The following is a 22772-nucleotide window of genomic DNA, read 5'->3' on the forward strand; positions in this document are numbered from 1 at the left end:
ATAAATGCCAATTTATAGAAGATGAAAATTAATAAAACAAATGCTGCCCGCTTGTTGGATAAAGCAAAGATAATATATGAGTTAATCCCATACGAAGTAGACGAGAATGATTTAAGTGCCGTGCATGTGGCAGCCAGTTTGGGTGAGAATATTGAACAAGTATTCAAGACGCTTGTTTTGCACGGTGATAAGAACGGATATTTTGTATGTGTTATTCCGGGAGAGCACGAAGTCGATTTGAAATTGGCGGCTAAGGCTTCCGGCAATAAGAAATGCGACCTGATACCTATGAAAGAGCTATTGCCGCTTACCGGATATATTCGTGGCGGTTGTTCCCCTATTGGTATGAAGAAGCATTTTCCGACTTATATTCATGAGACTTGCCGGAAATTCCCGTATATTTATGTAAGTGCCGGCACAAGAGGGCTTCAAATAAAAATAGCTCCGGACGATTTGATTCGTGAATCCGGAGCGGAAACTTGTCGTTTGTTTGAAGACTAGTTTTACAAATTATTTGTGCAAAAACTCAGGAAAAAGTATATATTTGCAAGAAATATTTATTTAATTCAATCAATTATTAATTCTAAAAACTTATATCTATGTTCAGTAAACACCCTAAAGGTTTGATTGCTGCGGCTTTAGCTAATATGGGAGAGCGTTTTGGCTTCTATATTATGATGGCGATTTTGACGTTATTTATTTCAGCGAAATTCGGATTGTCCGAGACGACTACCGGATACATCTATTCCGCATTTTACGCATCCATTTATATTTTAGCTTTAGCGGGAGGTGTTATTGCTGATAAGACGAAAAATTTCAAAGGCACTATTTTGGTGGGATTAATACTGATGGCTGTCGGTTATTTGATTATTGCCATTCCTACTCCTACTCCGGTTCCTAATATGGCTCTTTATTTGGGGCTGACTTGTTTCGGACTTTTAGTGATTGCTTTTGGTAACGGCTTGTTTAAAGGAAACCTGCAAGCTCTGGTAGGTCAGATGTATGATGATCCTAAATATTCCAATCTTCGTGATGCCGGTTTCCAGATATTTTATATGTTTATTAATATCGGTGCTGTTTTTGCACCGTTTATTGCTATCGGTGTGCGTAACTGGTGGTTGAAAGTGAATAACTTTGATTATGATGCCACTTTGCCGGAGTTATGTCATCAATATTTGGAAAAAGGAAAAGATATGGCTCCACAGGCTATGGAAAATCTGACTACGTTAGCTAACAGTGTTGTCTTGGATAAAACTCATGTAACAGATATGGGCGTATTTGTAAATAATTACCTTGATGTATTTAATCGCGGTTTCCAATATGCCTTTATGGCTGCTATCGGTGCTATGATTATTTCGTTGATTATTTATATGGCAAATAAGAAGCGCTTCCCGGATCCGGCAACGAAAGCAAAAACAGATAAAGGAGCGACAACGGTGAATAAAGAAGAAATTCGGATGAGTGCTACTGAAATAAGACAGCGTATCTATGCCCTGTTTGCTGTATTCGGTGTTGTTATTTTCTTCTGGTTATCTTTCCATCAGAATGGTTATTCTTTGACCTATTTTGCCCGTGACTATGTGGATTTAAGTGTGATTAATATCGACTTAGGTTTTACGCAGATCAAGGGAGCTGAAATATTCCAGAGCGTTAATCCATTCTTCGTTGTATTCCTGACCCCATTTATTATGTGGATGTTCGGCTCAATGAAAAAGAATGGTAAGGAACCTTCTACCCCGATGAAGATTGCCATCGGTATGGGTATTGCCGCATTAGCGTATGTATTCTTGATGGTATTCTCCTTTACATTGCCTTCGAAAGAGGTGTTGGGTACTATGAGTGCTGCTGAAATCAATGCTATCCGTGTTACTCCATGGATTATGATCGGCCTGTATTTCATTCTTACGGTTGCCGAACTGTTCATCTCTCCTCTGGGATTATCATTTGTATCTAAAGTAGCCCCTCCTCATTTGCAAGGATTGATGCAAGGTTGCTGGTTGGCTGCGACAGCTGTGGGTAACTCACTGTTGTTTATCGGTGGTATTCTTTATACAACTGTTCCTATTTGGGCTTGTTGGTTGGTATTTGTAGGAGCAACAGGTGCTTCCATGATTGTAATGCTTTCAATGGTAAAATGGCTGGAGCGTGTAGCGAAATAAAATCTTGCCATTAACTAAATAAACAAAATGCCCCGGAACAAGTATCATAAATGTTCCGGGGCATTTTTGTATATCAAATATCCAGTCCCATAATATAATCATTCATATAATACCCGTTACCAATCGGGAAATCACCTTCTCGCAACTTTCTCATTCCCATGTGCTCGTAAAACTGCAAAGCCTTATTATTACGATTTACATTGAGCTCCATCAAACAAGGTTCCGGGTGTATTTCTTTGATACACTTGATTGCTTCCTTGAATAAAAAACTGCCGCAATGCGTGCCCTGAAAACGTGGGAGGACATATATCTTCTGAAGATGGAATACATCTTTCTCCTGTTGTTGAATGGAAACGTATCCGCATGGTTCATTCTCCTTATAAGCAATGGAGTACACATGTCCTTCTTCCTCCATTTGTTTACGCACATTGGAAGGAGCATACATCCAGTCCATCATATAATCCAGTTGTTCGGGAGATAAAATTTCCTTGTAGGTGGCGGGGAATACCTCCTTTGCCATCTTATGAATAAGCTCGCAATCGGCTACTGTTGCTTTTCGAATTGTAAACATATCTATTATTTAATGGGCACAAATATAGCCATTATTTCTTTTTATAATAAGGTGGAGAGTCTCTAATGTTTTAATTATTATTAATTTATAGTACTTTGTAATGCAAGGTACTAAAGTAATGCATATATTTGTGTATCTAAAAGAAGTGAATAATGAAAGTAGACAATGTAAAATCACAGATGAGGAAAGGTATGCTTGAATATTGCATCATGCTTTTGCTACACAAGGAACCCTCTTATGCTTCTGATATCATTCAAAAATTGAAAGAAGCCCAACTGATCGTGGTGGAAGGCACCTTGTATCCATTGCTTACCCGTCTGAAAAATGACGACCTGTTAAGTTATGAATGGGTAGAATCTACCCAAGGACCTCCCCGCAAATACTATAAATTGACCGAACAGGGAGAAGTCTTTTTGGGAGAACTTGAAATTTCCTGGAAAGAACTCAATGAAACAGTGAATCATATTGCCAATAGATAATCCGAAAAAGAAGAAATAAAAATGAAAAAGACATTGACCATAAATTTAGGAGGAATTGTCTATCATATAGATGATGATGCCTACCGATTGTTAGACAATTATCTGTCTAACCTCAAACATTACTTTCGTAAACAGGAGGGTGCGGAAGAGATCGTAAACGATATTGAAATGCGTATTGCCGAACTGTTTGCCGAGAAAGTAACTGAAGGGAAACAGGTCATCACAGTTTCGGATGTAGAAGAAATTATCGCCCGTGTCGGCAAACCGGAAGACTTTGGAATTGCTGATGAGGATATGGACTCACAGAAAAGAACGGAACAAACATCGTCCGCTAATCAAGGCAGTACGCAAACCGCTGCTCAACGCCGTTGGTTTCGTGATCCGGATAATAAATTGTTGGGAGGCGTAGCGGCAGGATTGGCAGCTTACTTCGGTTGGGATATCACATTAGTGCGTATATTGATGATTATCCTGGTATTTGTACCTTATTGCCCGATGATTATACTTTATATTATCGGATGGATCGTTATTCCGGAAGCCCGTACTGCTGCGGAAAAATTGAGTATGCGTGGAGAAGCAGTGACCATTGAGAATATTGGCAAAACAGTGACAGACGGTTTCGAACGCGTAGCGGACGGAGTCAACAACTATATGAATTCCGGCAAACCTCGTACCTTTCTTCAAAAGATAGGCGATGTATTTGTTTCCATTGCTGCTGTTCTCTTTAAAATATTTCTGGTAGCTCTTGTTATTCTTTGCTGCCCTGTCTTGTTCGTACTGGCCGTTGTACTGGTAGTATTGGTGTTTGCAGCAATTGCCGTGGTAGTTAGCGGAGGAGCACTGCTTTACGAGATGCTGCCTGCCATCGACTGGATGCCGGTTGCTTCCGTATCTCCAATGATGACACTGCTAGGTACGATTGCCGGAGTTGCTCTCATCGGTATTCCGTTAGGAGCTTTCTTGTATACTATCTTGCGGCAATTATTCCATTGGTCACCGATGGGAACAGGCTTGAAATGGTCGCTATTGATTCTATGGATATTGGGTGCAGTCATAATGATTATTAATTTTTCAGCTCTTGGCTGGCAACTGCCTTTGTACGGCTTGCACTGCTCTTAACGAAGTCTCATTCTATTAAAAAAAGGATAATATTTATTCTTTTATAAGTAAATGTACCCCGATAGTGTGTCCGGGGTACATTTTTTGTTTACTCTAATTCATCGTAAATCGAGAAATTTTTAGTAAGTTTGTAAATACGTATTCAGGAAATAAAAATGGGTGAACATATATGTTTTAGGAGAAACGAACGTTTAGCGACAGTCAACCCTTATTGGAGAGGAAATCCGATGGTGCGCGGGCGTTTTTTTAATCGGCAGCATCGCTTCCGTCCGGGGATGGGGAGTGTACTGAAATGGCGTCTTTCGCCCAATCCTCAACGCAAAGAGAAGAAGACGGTGAAATGGGACCCGAAAGTTTGTTACCTCCGTTCATTGGATGCGGTGGTAGGAGATTCTCTGATATGGCTCGGACATAATTCTTTCTTTCTGCAATTAGCAGGTAAACGAATCATGTTCGATCCTGTGTTCGGCAGTATTCCTTTTGTGAAGAGACAGAGCGAGTTTCCTGCTAATCCTGACATATTTACAGGGATTGATTATCTACTTGTCAGCCATGACCATTTCGATCATCTGGACAAGAAGAGTATAGCACGCCTATTGAAGAATAACCCGCAAATGAAACTCTTTTGTGGATTGGGAACCGGTGAACTGATTCAGGGATGGTTTCCTGAAATGAAGGTGATTGAAGCCGGATGGTATCAACAAATGGAAGATGAGGGATTGAAGATTGCTTTTCTACCGGCACAACACTGGAGCAAACGTTCCGTACGCGATGGCGGCCAGCGATTGTGGGGAGCCTTCATGCTGCAAGGAGATGGAATCTCCCTTTATTACAGTGGTGACACAGGTTATTCCAGCCACTTTCGTGAAATCCCCGATCTGTTCGGAGCACCTGATTACGCTTTGTTGGGTATCGGGGCATATAAACCTCGCTGGTTTATGCGTCCCAATCATATATCGCCTCACGAGTCTTTGACTGCTGCCGAAGAAATGCATGCAGGACTTACTATCCCCATGCATTATGGCACATTCGATTTGTCTGACGAGCCTTTGCATGATCCCCCGAAAGTCTTTGCAACAGAGGCAAAGAAACGGAAGATCTCTGTGGAAATTCCTTATTTGGGAGAGATCGTGAAATTGAAGAAACAGAAATAAGAATACTTAGATACGAATAAAGAGATGAAGAAATTAGAAGTAAAAGACCTGAAAGAAAACTTTTTCGAAGCAATCGGAAAAGAGTGGATGCTCGTAACGGCGGGAACAAAAGAGAAGTTTAACACCATGACAGCAAGTTGGGGTGGCATTGGCTGGTTGTGGAATAAACCGGTTGCTTTCGTCTTTATCCGTCCCGAACGGTATACATACGAGTTTTTAGAGGAGAACGATCACCTGACACTTTCTTTCTTAGGAGAAGAAAATAAGAAGATTCACGCTGTTTGTGGTTCCAAGTCGGGACGTAATATAGATAAAGTAAAAGAAACCGGATTGAAACCTGTATTTACAGAAAAAGGTAATGTCCTGTTCGAGCAGGCACGTTTGAGCCTGGAATGTAAGAAACTTTATGCTGACGCTATCAAACCGGAATGTTTTCTGGATAAGGAATCATTGGAAAAGTGGTACGGTGGTGCTCATGGCGGTTTCCATAAGATGTATATTGTAGAAATTGAAAATATTTATTCGGAGTAAATTTAGCGAACTTTTTTATAATTTTAGCCGATTTTGATGAATGCAATGGAGAAGCCCCTGAACTCAAAAGATTGAGAACAGGGGCTTCTTTTAGTTTACTATGTTTATTCTACTATGTAATTAACGTAAAATTTTATTTGGACGGCGCTTTCTTTACCCATTTATCCAGCCATTCAAAGAATGTGCGCTGCCATAACACTCCATTCTGTGGCTTCAATACCCAGTGGTTTTCATCCGGATAAATCAGCAACTCTGCAGGAACACCACGCATCACGGCAGCATCAAAAGCAGCCATTGCCTGATTAGCCAGAATACGGTAGTCTTTTTCTCCATGAATACAGAGAATAGGAGTATCCCATTTCTCTACGAATAGGTGAGGAGAGTTGGCAAACGTACGCTGTGCCACCGGATTCTGTTTTTCCCAGTATGCGCCTCCCATATCCCAGTTGGCAAACCATTTTTCTTCAGTTTCCAGATACTGCATTTCCATGTTGAAGATGCCATCATGAGCAATGAACGCTTTGAACCGTTTGTCGTGATGTCCGGCCAACCAATATACAGAGAATCCTCCGAAGCTGGCACCTACGCATCCCAGACGATCTTTGTCCACATACGGCTCTTTTGCCATTTCATCGATAGCAGTGAAGTAATCCTTCATACACTGGCCACCGTAATCGCCACTAATCTGTTCGTTCCATTCCACACCGAATCCCGGCAAACCGCGACGGTTCGGAGCAACGATGATATAATCATTAGCTGCCATAATCTGGAAGTTCCAGCGATAAGACCAGAACTGGCTTACCGGGCTCTGCGGACCTCCTTCACAGAACAGCAAAGTCGGATATTTCTTGTTCGGATCAAACTGTGGAGGATAAATCACCCATGTCAACATCTGTTTACCATCTGTTGTTTTCATCCAGCGACCTTCCACTTTACCCATTTCCAGCTGGTCATAGATTTGTTTGTTCTCCTGTGTCAGTTGAGTGGTAGAACCATCCAGTGCCACAGTGTAAATCTCATCACCCATACTCATTGAATGACGTTTCGCAATCAGCTTATCTCCGAAAAGAGCTACCCCTTCGTAATCATACATCCCTGAAGTAATAGCCTTTACCGAATCATTTGCCAGGTCAAGCGCATAAATTTGTGATTCTCCATGCCATACACCTGTGAAATAGATCACTTTAGCATCTGCTCCCCAGACAAAAGCATCTACATTCGATTCGAACGCTTTGCTCACAAAACGCTTCTCGCCGGTTTCCAGGTTCATGATGAACAGACGGTTCAGATCAGCTTCGTATCCGTCACGTTCCATGCTCTGCCAGGCAATATACTTCCCATCTGGTGAATATTGCGGATTGGTGTCGTATCCTTTGTTCTCTTCCGTTATATTCTCCGTTTTCTTCGTGTTCAGGTCATAAATATAAATGTCCGAATTCGTAGAGATTGCATATTCCAGTCCGGTTTTTTTACGACAAGTATAGGCCACCTTATCCGAAGTCGTATTCCAGGCAAGTTGTTCGATACTCCCCCAAGGTCTCATCGGACTTTCATACGGTTCGCCGTCCAAAATGTCTATGACATTGGAAATACTGTTTCCATCAAAATCTGCAATGAACGGATGCGGTGCCATCGTGACCCATTCATCCCAATGCTTGTACATCAGGTCGGTAACGATGATACCCGTAGCTTTAGGTAAATCCGGATACTTATCTACTGTGCTGTCTTTAGTCTTTACTTGTGAGATAAACAAAAGCTTTTTGCCATCCGGTGAGATGGAAAATCCCTCGATATCTCCGTCGTAGTTAGTCAGTTGTCTGCGTTCGCTACCATCCGGATTCATTTCATAAAGCTGGCTACTACCGCTGTCATTGCTTAGGAATGCTAGTTTGCTGCCCCCTTTTATCCAAGTCACCTCATTCTCTTGATAAGGAGTGTGGGTAATTTGTAGGTTATCGCTTCCATCTGCATTCATTACAAATACTTCGCGGTTACTCTTGTTCTCCGGCACACTGTAATACGCTACCGTATACGCGATCTTCTTTCCGTCGGGCGATACGGCGAATCCGCCGATACGTCCCATAGCCCAAAGTGCTTCGGGAGTCATGCGCTTCCCTTCGATCTTAATATCCGATTTCTCGATAAGCACCTGATCTGTCTTGCCTGCGTCTTTGGTTCCTCCGCAGGCAGCTAACAACATTGCTGCCGACATCATAAATAAATTAGCTTGTCTCATATATTTTATAAAATGTTTATTTTCTTGCGAAGATAGTGAAAAAAGAATTTAGATTTTCTTTTTCTGCCAGTTTCCTTTCTTCATGTATTGATAACAGAAGAGCAGAATGAAAGTACCATACACGCTTTCCGTTGTCCAAGAAAAAGCGACATCCATTTTCAGATAGAGAATGAAGTACGTGGCATAGGCTACATAAATTGCCAATACGCAAAGTTCCATAGCCAATGCAGTCCGCGTATTTCCCGTACCGGATACCGATTGGAAATAGACATTGGCGGGTACTAACACCAGATAAGCGGAGCACAACACCCATAATGAAGGTACAGAGGCAGCCCTTAGATCCGGCATATCCGTGTAAATACTCAGAATCAGGTCGGGAAACAGACAGAAGAAAATCAATATTGGCAATACGAATACGTATCCGATACGGATATGTTGTCTGACGGTCCCTCGAACACAATCTTGTTCGCCCGCCCCGATGAGGTTGCTGACCAGCGAACCGCAGGTGGCGGCAAAAGCCATTGCAATCATAAACGGTATTCCCGATACGTTGCGGATAATATTGGCGATAGCCAGTGAGCGTTCTCCCAGATGTTCTACGAACAGGAAGAACATGAACCAGGTGGACAAAGAAACAAAATTCTGAATCATCGTCCACACCGAAACATTGAGAATCCGCTTCAATGTCTTTCTCTGGAATTTGGGTAATATATTCAATGCATATTTCTTGCAGTCAATCCGCTTCCAGGTATAAATGATAAAGAAAATCACCGATACCATTTCCGCCAATGAAGAACCGATAGCGGCACCGGCAATTCCCAGTTGCGGGAAACCGAACTTACCGAAAATCAGGATATAGTTGAATACCACATTCGAAAGCACCATAACAATGGAGTTCAGAGTCAGTGTCTTTGTTTGTGTCGTACCAACAAAGAATGCACGGAACATCACCATGACAAACGAGAAAAAGAAACCATATACACGCCAATGGATATAACTTTCGGCTGCATCATAAATATGTGGTGACGAAATGATATTCCTTAGAATATGTGGTGAAAATACGATGGACAGCGTGAATAGAATGACGGCAACAGCCAGCAGGAAATAGATTCCCTGATAGAAGATCGGTCCTATTTCCTTGTAGTTTCCTTCTCCGTTACGGCGGGCAATTAATATTTGCGCACCGATACTGAATCCGAATGCCATCATGAAAATAGCCAGATAATATACACCGGCAATGGCGGACGCGCCCAGTTCAATTTCCCCGACACGTCCCAGAAAAGCAGTATCCGTCATACCGATCATTTGCTCCATGATCAGACTGATGAGGATAGGGTAGGCTATTGTCCAAATTTGTTTATAAGTATATTTTGTTTTCATCTTATTTCATTTTTAGAGAAAGAAAGCCGGGCAACCCAAGTAGGATGTCCGGCTCTTTCAGAATATAATAGGATTTTCTTCCTTATTTCTTATTCTGTCTTTGCTGCTGCAATAACTCTTGTTGTTTTTGCATTGCCTCCAGGCGGGCAGCAAATCCGGTCTTTTTCATTTGTTTCGGGTCTTTCTTTTTCGCTTCTAGGATAGCCAGCAATTTTGTTTCGTCAGTCGTTTTGCGAAGCAAAATCATGGTACCTACGCTAATCAAGGTCGACACGAAGTAGTAGTAGTTCAAACCTGACGGATAATCGTTCAAGACAAACAGGAACATAATCGGCATCAGATACATCATCCATTTCATAGCCGCCATTTGCGGTTGCGCTCCATTATCCTGCATAGACATTGTGTACTTCGTATTCAGAATATTAGTCACCGTCATCAGCAAGCAGAACAAACTGAGGTGGTTGCCCAAGAACGGGATATGGAACGGGAATGTGATGATAGCGTCATAAGTAGAGAGGTCGTCCGCCCACAAGAAACTCTGTTGACGCAGCTCGATAGCACTCGGAACGAACATGAACAAAGCCATCAGGATAGGGAATTGCAATAACATCGGCAGACAGCCGCCCATCGGGCTTACCCCGTACTGGCTGTAAAGGCTCATCACCTCCTGTTGCTTCTTCATCGCATCCTCCTGCTTCGGATATTTCTTGTTGATTTCGTCGATTTTCGGTTTCAGTACACGCATCTTGGCAGATGACATATAGGTCTTCCACGTAGCCGGATAAACCACAACCTTCACCATGATGGTCAGAATCAACAACACGATACCCATGCTCAAGCCCCAGCCCGACAGCCAGTCGAATACGTTAATCGTGATAAACTGATTGATCCAGCGGATTAACGGCCACCCTAAGTATACCAGTCTGTTCAATTCCCATTTTTCGTCACGTCCCTTATCCAATGCTTTCAACGTTTTGAAGTGGTTCGGACCAAAATAGAAATACATCTCTGTCGGTTCTTTACCCGATGGATCGAAGAAAGTATTCATTTCAGCAGAATAATCTTTGATATATCCGCTTCCCTGTTGCTCCATTCTTGATTTCACGGAAACCTTGTCGAAGTCCTGCTCGGCAATGAATACCGATGAAAAGAACTGGTTCTTGAAAGCTACCCAGTCAATGCGGCTTTCCAGTGTCTTGCTGTCGTCTTTGGCTGCCGACAGATTATCCACATCATCTCCTTTGATCTTATAAGTAAGCTCTGCCAAGCGGTTTTCGTAAGTGAATCCTTTTTCCAGTTGGCGGGCACGCTGTGACCAATCGATATCCACATAATTGGTGTTTGCCAATTTGTCTGTCATACCTGTCGCCTTGATTTCAAAGTTCATCAGATAGCTGTCCGGTTTCAACGTATAGATAAAGTCGATATAACTTGCGCTATCTGCCGCCAGACGCATGACCACACTGCTATCCGTCTTGTTTGCCACTTCAAAGAAATAATCCTTTGTCTGGATAGCTCCTTCCTTATTATAGAAGTTGAAATTCATCGATGCATCGTCACCGTCAAACAGTACAACCGATGTCTTCTTGTCCTGTGCCATGTAATCCTTCAGCATGGCCGAATAGACACGTCCGCCTTTGGTTGTGAAAGTGATTTCCGCTACATTGTTTTGGATACTGACTTTAGAGTCTGTTCCCTGCAATGCATTGAAAAACAGGGAGGATGAATCGGCAGCAGATGCCGCCTCTTTCTTGCTGTTAGCCAGTGCTGCCTCCGTTTTTGCTTTCAGCGCCTCTTCCTGCTGTTGTACAAGAGCGATAGAATCGTAGTATCTTTTTTGCGCAGCTATCTGCTCCTCACTGGGACGGCTCAGAAAGCTGAATCCTACTAACAATATACCTATTAAAACGAGACCTGTGATGGTATTTTTATCCATTCTTATTTTAATTACAAATTACTAATTACTTTTCGTTTTCGATAGCCGCTTTCACAAACGCCACGAACAACGGGTGCGGGTTCAGTACCGTGCTTCCATATTCCGGATGGAACTGCGTACCTACGAACCATTTCAATGTCGGAATTTCTACGATTTCCACCAGATCCGATTCGGGATTGATACCTACACATTTCATACCGGCAGCTTCGTACTGTTCCTTGTAGTCATTATTGAACTCGTAACGGTGACGGTGGCGTTCCTGAATATGTTCCTCTCCGTATGCCTGATATGCTTTAGAGCCTTTCTGCAATACACACTCGTAAGCACCCAAACGCATGGTTCCGCCCATATTGGTGATCGCTTTCTGCTCTTCCATGATATCAATCACGTTGTGCGGAGTCTTCTCATCCATTTCGCGTGAGTTGGCGTCTGTATATCCCAATACGTTGCGGGCAAATTCGATGGCGATACATTGCACTCCCCAGACAGATTCCGAAAGTCGGAATATCATGTGTACGTGTATATTTGATAGCTACAAACTTACCGTCAATACCCCGTTGGCCGAATCCCGGTCCGATCATGACACCCGCCATACCTTTCAAGGCTTCACCCACATTCTCGTCCGTCAGCTTTTCGCTGTTTACGAAATGTACTTCCACTTTGCGGTCGTTGTAAGTACCGGCCTGCGACAATGCTTCACGAATAGATTTGTAAGCATCCTGCAAGTCATATTTTCCGACCAATGCGATGTTGATAGGCTCTTTGGTCTCAGCTGCGTGGCGGCGTTCCAAGAATTTACGCCATGGACCGAGCCCCGGAGTTTCTCCTACCGGCAGTCCCATTTTTTCGAGAATGGTGCTATCCAAGCCTTGTGCCTGCATCAGGATAGGAACCTCGTAGATTGTTTCTGCGTCGATAGATTGCACTACGGCTTTATCATCCACATTACAGAATTGTGCCACTTTCTTGCGCAATCCGTCGCTTAACGGGTGTTCGGCACGCAGTACCAGTACATCCGGCTGGATACCCACACTTTGGAGTTCCTTCACCGAGTGTTGAGTCGGTTTAGTTTTCAATTCTCCGGCGGCAGCAAGATACGGGACATAAGTCAGGTGCACGCAAAGAGCATTCTTACCGAGTTCCCACTTCAACTGACGGATACTTTCGAGGTAGGGGAGTGACTCGATATCGCCTACCGTACCACCGATCTCGGTGATGACAAAATCGAATTTGTATTTGTTACCGAGCAGTTTTACATTCCGTTTGATTTCATCCGTGATATGCGGAATCACCTGAATCGTTTTACCCAGATAATCTCCACGACGCTCTTTGTCGATGACGCTTTTGTAGATGCGTCCTGTAGTAATGTTGTTCGCCTTAGTCGTTTGTATTCCCAGAAATCTTTCATAATGTCCCAGGTCGAGGTCGGCTTCGTGTCCGTCTACCGTTACATAGCATTCTCCGTGCTCGTATGGATTCAGTGTTCCCGGGTCGATGTTGATGTACGGGTCAAATTTTTGAATGGTTACATTATAACCTCTTGCTTGCAGCAACTTACCGATGGAAGATGAAATGATACCTTTTCCTAATGAAGAGGCAACACCACCGGTGACGAAAATATACTTTGTTTCTCCCACAGCTATAACTGTTTTTAAAATTGTTTACTTAGTAGTATTCTTATGAACTTAAAAAGCGCAAAATTATAAAAAAAGAGGAAGAATGCAGACTTTCGTCTCTACAATTTTATTAAAAAATGCAATTTTGAAAGAATCCTATGATTTCTGAACAAAATAATGTAGCTTTGCAGCCTAAACCATAAACAAATATGATGAGAGTTACTACTTTATATTCAGTTTTTATCCTGTTGTTATTTTCGTTATCGCTTTCTGCACAGGAAAATGCCGGCAATTCTTCACTTCCCAAATCTTCAACGGTAGTGGCTAAGGCCAAAGTCATAAAAGCAGATACACTTTCGGCAGAACTCCAGAAATATTTAATGTTAAAACTCAACATGTCCGGTCCGACACCCAAATTGGATACCGTTTCTTATTTATATAATAAGTATATAGCCCAATTGGATTATCTGAATGATCCGTCTGTACCGCCACGCTATATTCCGTCGGATCCCGACTATTTTCGTCTGTTTACTCCTTTGGCATATTACTATGCCCCGATGGAACAGTATTCAAGACTGGAATGGAAACCTGTGCAGCCGGACACTACCCCCAAACTGACATCGGAACTTTTACCATACGACACATTGGTGTTTACCAAAACCCGACGTGCCAATACATTAGTCAATAACGCTTTGATGGATCTTTATCTGCAACATCCGAATTTGGTTGTTACTACGGAAGACCGTATCATGAGCCGGGATGTTTTTCGGCATGATGTGAAACCGAAGATCTCCCCCAAAGCGAATGTGATTCATCTGTTTCAACGTGAAGATATGAATGATAATGTAGGAAAGGCCGATATCAAGATCAGCCGCCCCAACTGGTGGGTTGTAGGAGGTAACGGTTCATTACAGATCAGCCAGAACCATCTTTCGGACAACTGGTATAAGGGAGGGGAGAGCAACTTCTCCGGATTAGCTACTTTTCTGATCTTCGCAAACTATAATGACAATGAGAAAGTGCTGTTTGAAAACCAGCTTGAAGCGAAAGTGGGTATGACTTCCACTCCATCGGACGAATACCATAAATATCTTTTCACAACCGACCAACTTCGCATCTATAACAAGCTGGGATTGAAAGCTTTTAAGAATTGGTATTATACGATCTCCTCTGAGTTCAAGACCCAGTTTTTCAATGGATACAAGGCCAACAGCGAAGATCTGGTTTCAGCTTTCATGTCTCCGGCCGATTTGGCGGTCAGTATTGGTATGGACTATAAGCTGAACAAAAAGAAATTCAATCTTTCTGTCTTCATGGCGCCATTGACTTATAACCTACGTTATATTGACAACTCGGAAGTGGATGAAACGAAATTTGGTCTGGATAAAGGCAAATGCTCCAAGAATGACTTCGGTTCACAGTTGCAGTCTACGTTTAACTGGAATATCATCTCTGCCGTATCATTGGAATCCCGTCTCAACTATCTGACCAACTATCATTGGGCACGTGTGGAATGGGAAAACACGTTCAACTTCGTTCTTAACCGTTATCTCTCTACCAAACTTTATATTCACACCCGTTTTGACGATAGCTCCAAACCCACTGAAGGTGACAGCTATTTCCAGTTAAAGGAACTGCTCAGCTTCGGTATTAACTACAAGTGGTAGCCTTCATTTGTGAAAAAAAAACATTCTTTTGTTATATTGTTTGATATATAATATTTATATTTGCACGAAATTTCGTTGCTTCATTTAAGAAGTAGCAAGAAATATGGGGTAAATATACATGATCATTAGCAAAAATGACGATCAAAATCTTCTGCCAACAACTGTGATTGGCAGAAGCGTAGCATGCTCAAAACGCTGGCTAGTGGCGGTTGTACGCATATATCACGAGAAAAAAACGAGTGAGCGACTAACGAAAATGGGGATTGAAAATTTCCTTCCTATTCAACAAGAGGTTCATAAATGGAGTGATCGTCGTAAAGTGGTAGATCGCGTTTTACTTCCGATGATGATTTTTGTCCATGTCGACCCTCAAGAACAAAAAGAGGTGTTGACGCTGTCCGCTATCAGCCGCTATATGGTACTGCGTGGGGAAAGTACTCCAGCTGTTATTCCTGACCAACAAATGTTGCGATTCAAATTTATGCTCGATTATTCGGATGAAACGATCAGTATGAGCACATCGCCGTTGGCACCGGGAGAAAAGGTACGGGTGATAAAAGGACCTTTGGCAGGTTTGGAAGGAGAGTTGGTAAATGTGGACGGCAAGTCTAAAGTTGCTGTTCGATTGACAATGTTGGGGTGTGCATGTGTAGATATACCGGTGGGATGTGTAGAGCCGGTATCTGAAAATGGGGATTTACGTGAGTGAGTAATCAATCTATTTTATAGGGGGTAGTGGGGGATTTTACTGCAAAAATAGTAATGAAAGTCTGTAAAATAGCAGACAGTCTATCTGACATCGGTAACAAGACAGTGGGTATATTTATCGATGATCTCTCTCAAAAAATAAAAATCCATAACAGTATTATGAATTGTATCTTGTAAAAGATATAGTGTGGAAATATATGTGTATATCGAAAGATGAAAGAATCTTGGTGTGGTGACACTCACATTGAAATCCTGCTCATTGCCTTTGTGCTGATATAATCAATCAGATAAATCAAATTTCGAAATATTATTTTATTCATTTATACTATAATGGAAAAGACATTGAAAGGCATAGTGCAATATGCCCGCAAAAATTATTTCAGTTATTGGTCTATTTTAGGTATTGACACGGCAATTTCTGTATTATGTTCATTGGTTGCTTATGCGGTAATTCATTATATGGCGCATGTTCCAATGACCGACTGGATGCTTTGTAAATTTGCTTGCGTTTCTTTGGTGGCAAGTGTTGCTGGCTCTTTATTATTCCATACTTATCGTAATACGATTCGTTTTTCACAGGCACGTGAACTTTGGCGTATCATGTGTGCTGTATTATTTAAAATAGCTTGTTTGGCAATCGTTTCTTTCGGATTTATATATGAGACCCAATTGCCATATAATTATAAAATATCTTATCTTCTATTTGACGGTTTGTTGACCTTAGTGACTTTGACAACTTTCCGTGTATCATTGATAATCATCTATGATTTCTTATTGGATTGGGTGAATAAAAAGAACACCCGTATTCTTATTTATGGTACTAATGAAGAGAGTGTAGCCCTGAAGTTACGTCTTAGGGATAGTGCACATTATAAGGCAGCCGGTTTTTATGTATATGGTAAAAATAACAGCCGACGCCGATTGGCAGATCTTCCCGTTTATTACTTTGAAAATGAATCGGATGTTGATTATATCATGCGGAAGCGCGGAATTAAGGGGATTCTGTTTGCCCGTTATGAAGATACCCGTCTGGAAGAAAAACGCCTTCTGGAATATTGTAAAAATAATGAACTTAAAACATTGATAGCTCCTACTATCAGTGAGGCGGATTCTGATGGAAAATTTCATCAGTGGGTACGTCCTATTAAGATTGAGGATTTGCTGGGCCGTGCCGAAATTAATATCAACCTTCGTCAAGTTGCAGAAGAATTCAGGGGAAAAGTGGTGTTGGTGACTGGTGCGGCAGGCAGTATTGGTAGTGAACTTTGCCGTCAATTAGTGCAGATGGGAATTCAGAAACTTATCATGTTCGACTCTGCAGAAACACCTCTGCATAATGTCCGTCTTGAGTTTGAGAAAAAATATCCGAATATTGATTTTGTTCCGGTGATTGGTGATGTGCGTGTGAAGGAACGTGTTCGTATGGTATTCGAATTGTATCATCCTCAAATCGTCTTTCACGCTGCTGCTTACAAACATGTACCATTGATGGAAGAAAATCCTTGTGAGGCTGTGCTTGTCAATGTGACCGGTTCTCGTCAGGTGGCTGACATGGCTGTGGAATATGATGCAGAAAAAATGATTATGGTGTCTACGGATAAAGCTGTAAATCCTACTAATGTAATGGGTTGTTCCAAACGTTTGGCAGAAATCTATGTTCAAAGTCTGGGATGTGCTATCCGTGAAGGAAAAGTGAAAGGTCATACAAAATTTATCACGACACGCTTTGGTAATGTATTGGGTAGTAACGGTTCTGTTATTCCTCGTTTTAAAGAACAGATAGAGAATGGTGGTCCAGTCACTGTTACTCACCCCGATATTATCCGTTTCTTCATGACTATTCCCGAAGCTTGCCGTCTGGTAATGGAAGCCGCTACCATGGGTGAGGGCAATGAAATCTTTGTCTTTGAGATGGGAAAAGCGGTCAAGATCGTTGATCTGGCGACTCGTATGATCGAATTGGCTGGCTATCGTCCAGGTGAAGACATAAAAATAGAATTCACAGGATTACGTCCGGGTGAGAAGCTTTATGAAGAGGTATTGAGCGATAAAGAAAATACAATCCCGACAGAGAATAAGAAAATCATGATCGCTAAAGTTCGTCGGTATGAATATGCTGATATTCTTGATACTTATGCAGAGTTTGAAAGGTTGTCGCGTGCTGTAAAGATCATGGATACCGTGCGGTTGATGAAGAAAATAGTTCCGGAGTTCAAATCAAAAAATTCTCCGCGATTTGAAGTACTGGATAAAGAATAAATAGGAAATAATCAACAAAAGATTCTATAAATAAATTATCATTTAATATGAATAAATCATTGCGCACGCATTTGAATGTACGAAGCTTGTATGAAAGTCTGTTTTCTTGCCTGATAGCGGCATTTCTGCTTGCTTCCTGTCAGTCTTATAAGAAAGTACCTTATTTGCAGGATGCGGGAGTTGTAAAGGATATCAATCAACAGGAAAATTTATATGATGCCAAGATAATGCCTAAAGACTTACTTACTATCGTGGTGTCGTGTACTAGTCCGGAGTTGGCTATGCCATTCAATTTGACAGTAGCCGGACCTAATAATATTAGTGCTAATAATTATGTAACATCCCAACCTTCTTTGCAGACTTATTTGGTCAGCAACGAAGGCACGGTAGATTTCCCAGTATTGGGAGAATTGAAGATTGGTGGTCTGACCAAGAAGGAGGCCGAGCAGTTGATTGTCGAAAAACTGAAACCTTACATCAAGGAGACTCCGATCGTCACCGTGCGTATGGTTAATTACAAGATTTCCGTATTGGGAGAAGTAGCCCGTCCGGGTACGTTTACCATCAGTAACGAGAAGGTAAACCTGTTAGAAGCCTTGGCTATGGCGGGGGATATGACGGTCTGGGGCGTCCGTGACAATGTCAAACTGATTCGTGAGGGTGCTGATGGCAAACAGGAAATTGTGACATTGGATTTAAACAAGGCGGAGACAATTCTTTCTCCTTATTATTGGTTACAGCAGAATGATATAGTTTATGTGACTCCTAATAAAGCAAAAGCCCGTAATTCCGATATAGGTAACAGTACCAGCTTGTGGTTCTCCGCTACTTCTATTCTGGTATCATTGGCAAGTTTATTAGTAACAATCTTCAAATAGTAATATAGATATGATTGAGGAAAAAAGAGAGAACCGGGGTGAGCAACCGGAAGAGCAGGTGAACATTCAGGAAATCCTCTTCCGTTACCTGATCCACTGGCCCTGGTTTGTGGTTTCTGTAATAATATGTATCGCCTGCGCATGGGGTTACCTGCGTCTGGCCACTCCTGTCTATAATATATCCGCTACAGTCTTGATCAAGGATGACAAGAAAGGCGGTGGTGCGAGCATGTCCTCCGAACTGGAAAAGATGGGGCTGGACGGCTTCGTTTCCTCGTCGAACAACGTAGACAATGAAATCGAGGTGCTGAAATCAAAGTCTCTTGCCCGTGAAGTGGTCAACAATTTGGGACTGTTTGTGACTTATAAGGATGAAGATGAGTTTCCTAATAGGGAACTTTACCGTACCTCGCCCGTAGTGGTGAGCTTGACTCCACAAGAGGCGGAAAAACTGTCTGCACCAATGGAAGTGGAGATGACTTTATTTCCCAATGGTGGGATGGATGTATTGATAACAGTGAAAGACAAAGAGTATCGGAAACAATTCGATAAATTACCTGCTGTTTTTCCGACCGATGAGGGGACGGTCGCCTTTTTTGAAAGCAAGGATACATTGGCGGTTAATCAGGCTAAGGAGGAAAGTAAAGAGCGTCATATAAAAGCTTTTATAAACCGGCCGATGTCTGTGGCCAAAGGATATATCCAGTCCTTGTCGATAGCCCCTACATCAAAAACCACTTCTGTAGCTGTTCTTTCGTTGAAGAACTCAAATACCCGGCGTGGCAGGGACTTCATCAACAAACTCCTTGAGATGTACAATATCAATGCCAATAATGACAAGAATGAGGTAGCCCAGAAAACCGCAGAATTCATCGACGACCGTATCGGCATTATTTCCAAGGAACTTGGAAGTACCGAACAAGACTTGGAGAATTTCAAGCGTAGCGCCGGAATTACAGATTTGAGCAGTGAGGCTCAAATAGCCTTAACCGGTAATGCTGAATATGAAAAGAAGCGTGTGGAAAACCAGACTCAAATCAATTTGGTGATGGATTTGCAACGCTATATGCAAGGTAATGAATATGAGGTCTTACCAAGTAATATTGGATTACAGGATGCGGCATCAGCTGGTGCAATAGACAGATATAATGAAATGTTGGTTGAAAGAAAGCGTTTGCTCCGTACATCAACCGAGAATAATCCGACGATCATAAATTTGGATACTAGTATCCGTGCGATGCGGAGCAATGTACAGGCTACGCTGGATGCTACATTGAAAGGATTGCAGATAACCAAAGAAGGCCTTGCCCGTGAGGCGAACCGCTATTCCCGTCGCATTAATGACGCTCCGACCCAGGAACGTCAGTTCGTAAGTATCGCCCGGCAGCAGGAAATTAAGGTCGGCCTTTATTTGATGTTACTTCAAAAACGTGAAGAGAATGCCATCACTTTGGCAGCTACAGCAAATAATGCCAAGATTATTGATGAAGCGTTAGCGGACGACAATCCGGTTTCTCCTAAGAGGATGATGGTCTATCTTGCCGCCTTGGTGTTAGGAGTAGGATTTCCGGTAGGTATTATTTATCTGATTGGATTGACCAAATTCAAGATTGAGGGCCGTGCTGATGTTGAAAAACTAACTTCTCTTCCTGTTATTGGCGATATCCCGTTGGCGGATGAAAAGTCCGGTTCTATAGCTGTATTTGAGAATCATAATAACCTGATGAGTGAGACATTCCGTAATGTACGTACCAATCTTCAGTTTATGCTTGAAAATGGCAAGAATGTGATTCTGGTGACATCTACCATCAGTGGTGAAGGTAAGTCTTTCGTATCATCCAATTTGGCCATCAGTCTTTCTTTATTAGGTAAAAAAGTTGTGATAGTTGGTCTTGACATTCGCAAGCCTGGCTTGAATAAGGTTTTTAATATTTCCCAAAAGGAACATGGTATTACCCAGTTTCTGACCAATCCGACAAAAAATCTGATGGATTTGGTACAGCCTTCCAGTATAAACAAGAATCTGTTTATTCTTCCGGGCGGATCAGTTCCTCCCAATCCAACGGAATTATTGGCCCGTGACGGCTTGGAAAAAGCTATCGAAACGTTGAAGGCTAATTTTGACTATGTGATTCTGGATACTGCCCCCGTGGGTATGGTAACTGATACCTTGCTGATAGGGCGTACTGCTGATTTGTCGGTATACGTATGCCGTGCCGATTATACCCGTAAGGCAGAGTTTACTTTGATTAATGAGCTTTCTGAAAACAACAAATTGCCTAACCTCTGTATCGCCATTAACGGCTTGGATCTTCAGAAAAAGAAGTACGGCTATTATTATGGTTATGGTAAATACGGCAAGTATTATGGCTATGGCAAGCGTTACGGTTATGGCTATGGTTATGGAGAGCAGCATACAAGTCGGGAGGGTAAATAAACTGCTATTGATAAAACCAAATCAAACATAATATGCGTGATTTCAAAGAGATTCGGGTCGCAGTAGCCGGAACTGGCTATGTGGGACTGAGCATAGCGACACTGCTATCACAACATCATCATGTAACTGCCGTGGATGTAATCCCGGAAAAGGTGGAGAAACTGAACAACAAGGTTTCCCCTATCCAGGATGATTATATCGAGAAGTATCTGGCTGAAAAGCCGCTTGATCTTGTTGCCACTTTGGACGGGAGGTTAGCCTATGCTGACGCCGACTTTGTGGTAATAGCCGCTCCTACAAACTACGACCCTGTGAAGAATTACTTCGATACGAGTCGTGTGGAGGAAGTTATCGATCTTGTGCTTGAAGTGAATCCCGATGCCGTAATGGTCATCAAATCGACAATTCCGGTGGGCTATACCCGTAACCTTTATGTAAAATATGCCCAGAAGGGAGTAAAGAAGTTCAACCTGCTGTTCTCACCGGAGTTCCTTCGTGAAAGCAAGGCCCTTTATGACAATCTCTATCCGAGCCGTATCATTGTAGGTTATCCGAAGATCATCGACCGTCCGGAGTTTGCGGAAGAAAATGAGGCGATCCGTTCCGTCACGGATGTCACTATGTTGGAGGAAGCAGCTAAAATATTTGCCGCCCTTTTGCAGGAAGGGGCTATCAAGGAAAATATTGATACACTCTTCATGGGTATGAAAGAGGCTGAAGCAGTCAAGCTCTTCGCCAACACCTACCTGGCTCTCCGTGTCAGCTATTTCAATGAACTTGACACATACGCTGAAATGAAAGGATTGGATAGTAAAGCCATCATTGAGGGCGTAGGTCTTGATCCCCGTATCGGGACACATTATAACAATCCCTCATTCGGTTATGGCGGTTATTGCCTGCCGAAAGATACCAAGCAACTCCTTGCCAACTATCAGGATGTACCCCAGAATATGATAACTGCTATTGTAGAGAGTAATCGTACTCGAAAAGATTATATAGCCGATTCCATTCTTCGCAAGGCAGGGTGGTACGATTATAATTCACACAATCAGTACGATGGTCAAAAGGAGTCTGTCACTATAGGAGTGTATCGTTTGACCATGAAGGCTAATTCGGATAATTTTCGACAGAGCGCTATTCAGGGTATTATGAAGCGTATAAAGGCTAAAGGGGCAGAAGTCATTATCTACGAACCTACACTTAGTAACGGGGAAAACTTTTTTGGTTCCAAAGTCGTTAATGATCTTACTCGTTTTAAAGAATTAAGCAAGGCCATTATTGCTAATCGTTTTGATGAGTGTTTAAGTGATGTAGAAAAGAAAGTGTATACACGCGATATTTTCGGTAGAGATTAAAATAGTTTTTTCAATCAAAATTTATTTGGCTGCTCCTTTTTAATATATTTTGTCAGTACTCAAATTTGACCTTAGATTAAAAGAAACATTTTTGTTGCAAGTTTAAAATATGTAAGCAATGTAATGTGTTGGATTTTATTTTAAGTACAAATTTGAAGTGGGGTTTGTGAAGAATCTTTTCAAGCATTTGGAGACTTAACACTATATCCAAAGGATATTTAATGGGGGGTGTGTCTTTGCTAACATGAACTTATAATTTTTTTTAGCTGCAAGCTAATATTAAACGT

At 42.0% G+C, this 22772-nt stretch carries 16 protein-coding genes and 1 pseudogene; 12 read left to right on the forward strand and 5 right to left on the reverse strand.

Going from position 1 to position 22772, the window contains the following annotated elements; translation table 11 throughout:
* The first annotated feature begins 21 nt into the window (after window positions 1-21).
* Both ybaK and BACFIN_RS11415 read left to right on the forward strand, forming a co-directional pair.
* On the forward strand, window positions 22-501 hold the full coding sequence (ybaK, locus tag BACFIN_RS11420) for a Cys-tRNA(Pro) deacylase (RefSeq protein WP_007752384.1): 480 nt from the start codon (window positions 22-24) through the stop codon (window positions 499-501).
* Between the two features lie 98 nt (window positions 502-599).
* Complete coding sequence (locus BACFIN_RS11415) at window positions 600-2159, forward strand: peptide MFS transporter (RefSeq protein ID WP_007752386.1); 1560 nt, start codon at window positions 600-602, stop codon at window positions 2157-2159.
* A gap of 73 nt (window positions 2160-2232) precedes the next feature.
* Here the strand turns inward: BACFIN_RS11415 and BACFIN_RS11410 are convergent, their stop codons facing one another.
* Complete coding sequence (locus tag BACFIN_RS11410) at window positions 2233-2730, reverse strand: GNAT family N-acetyltransferase (protein WP_004299981.1); 498 nt, start codon at window positions 2728-2730, stop codon at window positions 2233-2235.
* 152 nt (window positions 2731-2882) lie between these two features.
* Between BACFIN_RS11410 and BACFIN_RS11405 the strand changes: the two genes are divergently transcribed.
* From BACFIN_RS11405 to BACFIN_RS11390, 4 genes are all read left to right on the forward strand, one after another.
* On the forward strand, window positions 2883-3209 hold the full coding sequence (locus tag BACFIN_RS11405) for a PadR family transcriptional regulator (RefSeq protein WP_007752390.1): 327 nt from the start codon (window positions 2883-2885) through the stop codon (window positions 3207-3209).
* Window positions 3210-3230: 21 nt separating this feature from the next.
* Window positions 3231-4328 carry a PspC domain-containing protein gene (locus BACFIN_RS11400; protein WP_007752392.1) on the forward strand — a complete coding sequence of 366 codons (1098 nt, stop codon included), beginning with the start codon at window positions 3231-3233 and terminating at the stop codon, window positions 4326-4328.
* A gap of 155 nt (window positions 4329-4483) precedes the next feature.
* Complete coding sequence (locus tag BACFIN_RS11395; RefSeq protein WP_032839514.1) at window positions 4484-5482, forward strand: MBL fold metallo-hydrolase; 999 nt, start codon at window positions 4484-4486, stop codon at window positions 5480-5482.
* A 24-nt stretch (window positions 5483-5506) separates the two neighbouring features.
* The gene (locus BACFIN_RS11390) at window positions 5507-6013 is read left to right on the forward strand and encodes a flavin reductase family protein (RefSeq protein WP_007752396.1); all 507 of its coding nucleotides are present in this window, start codon (window positions 5507-5509) and stop codon (window positions 6011-6013) included.
* 133 nt (window positions 6014-6146) lie between these two features.
* Here the strand turns inward: BACFIN_RS11390 and BACFIN_RS11385 are convergent, their stop codons facing one another.
* The 4 genes and pseudogenes from BACFIN_RS11385 to BACFIN_RS20720 form a co-directional block, all read right to left on the reverse strand.
* The gene (locus tag BACFIN_RS11385) at window positions 6147-8249 is read right to left on the reverse strand and encodes a S9 family peptidase (protein ID WP_007752398.1); all 2103 of its coding nucleotides are present in this window, start codon (window positions 8247-8249) and stop codon (window positions 6147-6149) included.
* Between the two features lie 48 nt (window positions 8250-8297).
* Window positions 8298-9629 (reverse strand): multidrug efflux MATE transporter BexA, encoded by a 1332-nt coding sequence (gene bexA / locus BACFIN_RS11380; RefSeq protein WP_007752400.1) that lies wholly within the window; start codon window positions 9627-9629, stop codon window positions 8298-8300.
* 82 nt (window positions 9630-9711) lie between these two features.
* Window positions 9712-11565: a membrane protein insertase YidC gene (gene yidC, locus BACFIN_RS11375; protein WP_007752418.1), complete on the reverse strand. Its 1854-nt coding sequence runs from the start codon at window positions 11563-11565 to the stop codon at window positions 9712-9714.
* A gap of 25 nt (window positions 11566-11590) precedes the next feature.
* A pseudogene (locus BACFIN_RS20720) lies at window positions 11591-13202 on the reverse strand (CTP synthase).
* 188 nt (window positions 13203-13390) lie between these two features.
* Here BACFIN_RS20720 and BACFIN_RS11370 point away from each other — a divergent pair.
* The 6 genes from BACFIN_RS11370 (at window position 13391) to BACFIN_RS11345 (ending at window position 22485) form a co-directional block, all read left to right on the forward strand.
* A complete protein-coding gene (locus tag BACFIN_RS11370; RefSeq protein WP_007752426.1) occupies window positions 13391-14848 on the forward strand; it encodes a DUF3078 domain-containing protein in 1458 nt (485 codons plus the stop codon).
* A gap of 118 nt (window positions 14849-14966) precedes the next feature.
* A complete protein-coding gene (locus BACFIN_RS11365; RefSeq protein WP_007752428.1) occupies window positions 14967-15557 on the forward strand; it encodes a UpxY family transcription antiterminator in 591 nt (196 codons plus the stop codon).
* Window positions 15558-15886: 329 nt separating this feature from the next.
* Window positions 15887-17815, forward strand: a complete 1929-nt coding sequence (locus tag BACFIN_RS11360; RefSeq protein ID WP_007752437.1) for a polysaccharide biosynthesis protein — start codon at window positions 15887-15889, stop codon at window positions 17813-17815.
* Window positions 17816-17862: 47 nt separating this feature from the next.
* Window positions 17863-18693, forward strand: a complete 831-nt coding sequence (locus tag BACFIN_RS11355; protein WP_007752439.1) for a polysaccharide biosynthesis/export family protein — start codon at window positions 17863-17865, stop codon at window positions 18691-18693.
* Window positions 18694-18703: 10 nt separating this feature from the next.
* Window positions 18704-21130: a GumC family protein gene (locus BACFIN_RS11350; protein WP_007752442.1), complete on the forward strand. Its 2427-nt coding sequence runs from the start codon at window positions 18704-18706 to the stop codon at window positions 21128-21130.
* Window positions 21131-21162: 32 nt separating this feature from the next.
* Window positions 21163-22485 (forward strand): nucleotide sugar dehydrogenase, encoded by a 1323-nt coding sequence (locus tag BACFIN_RS11345; RefSeq protein WP_007752444.1) that lies wholly within the window; start codon window positions 21163-21165, stop codon window positions 22483-22485.
* Window positions 22486-22772: the final 287 nt, after the last annotated feature.

This window comes from Bacteroides finegoldii DSM 17565 (assembly GCF_000156195.1).
Taxonomy (GTDB): domain Bacteria; phylum Bacteroidota; class Bacteroidia; order Bacteroidales; family Bacteroidaceae; genus Bacteroides; species Bacteroides finegoldii.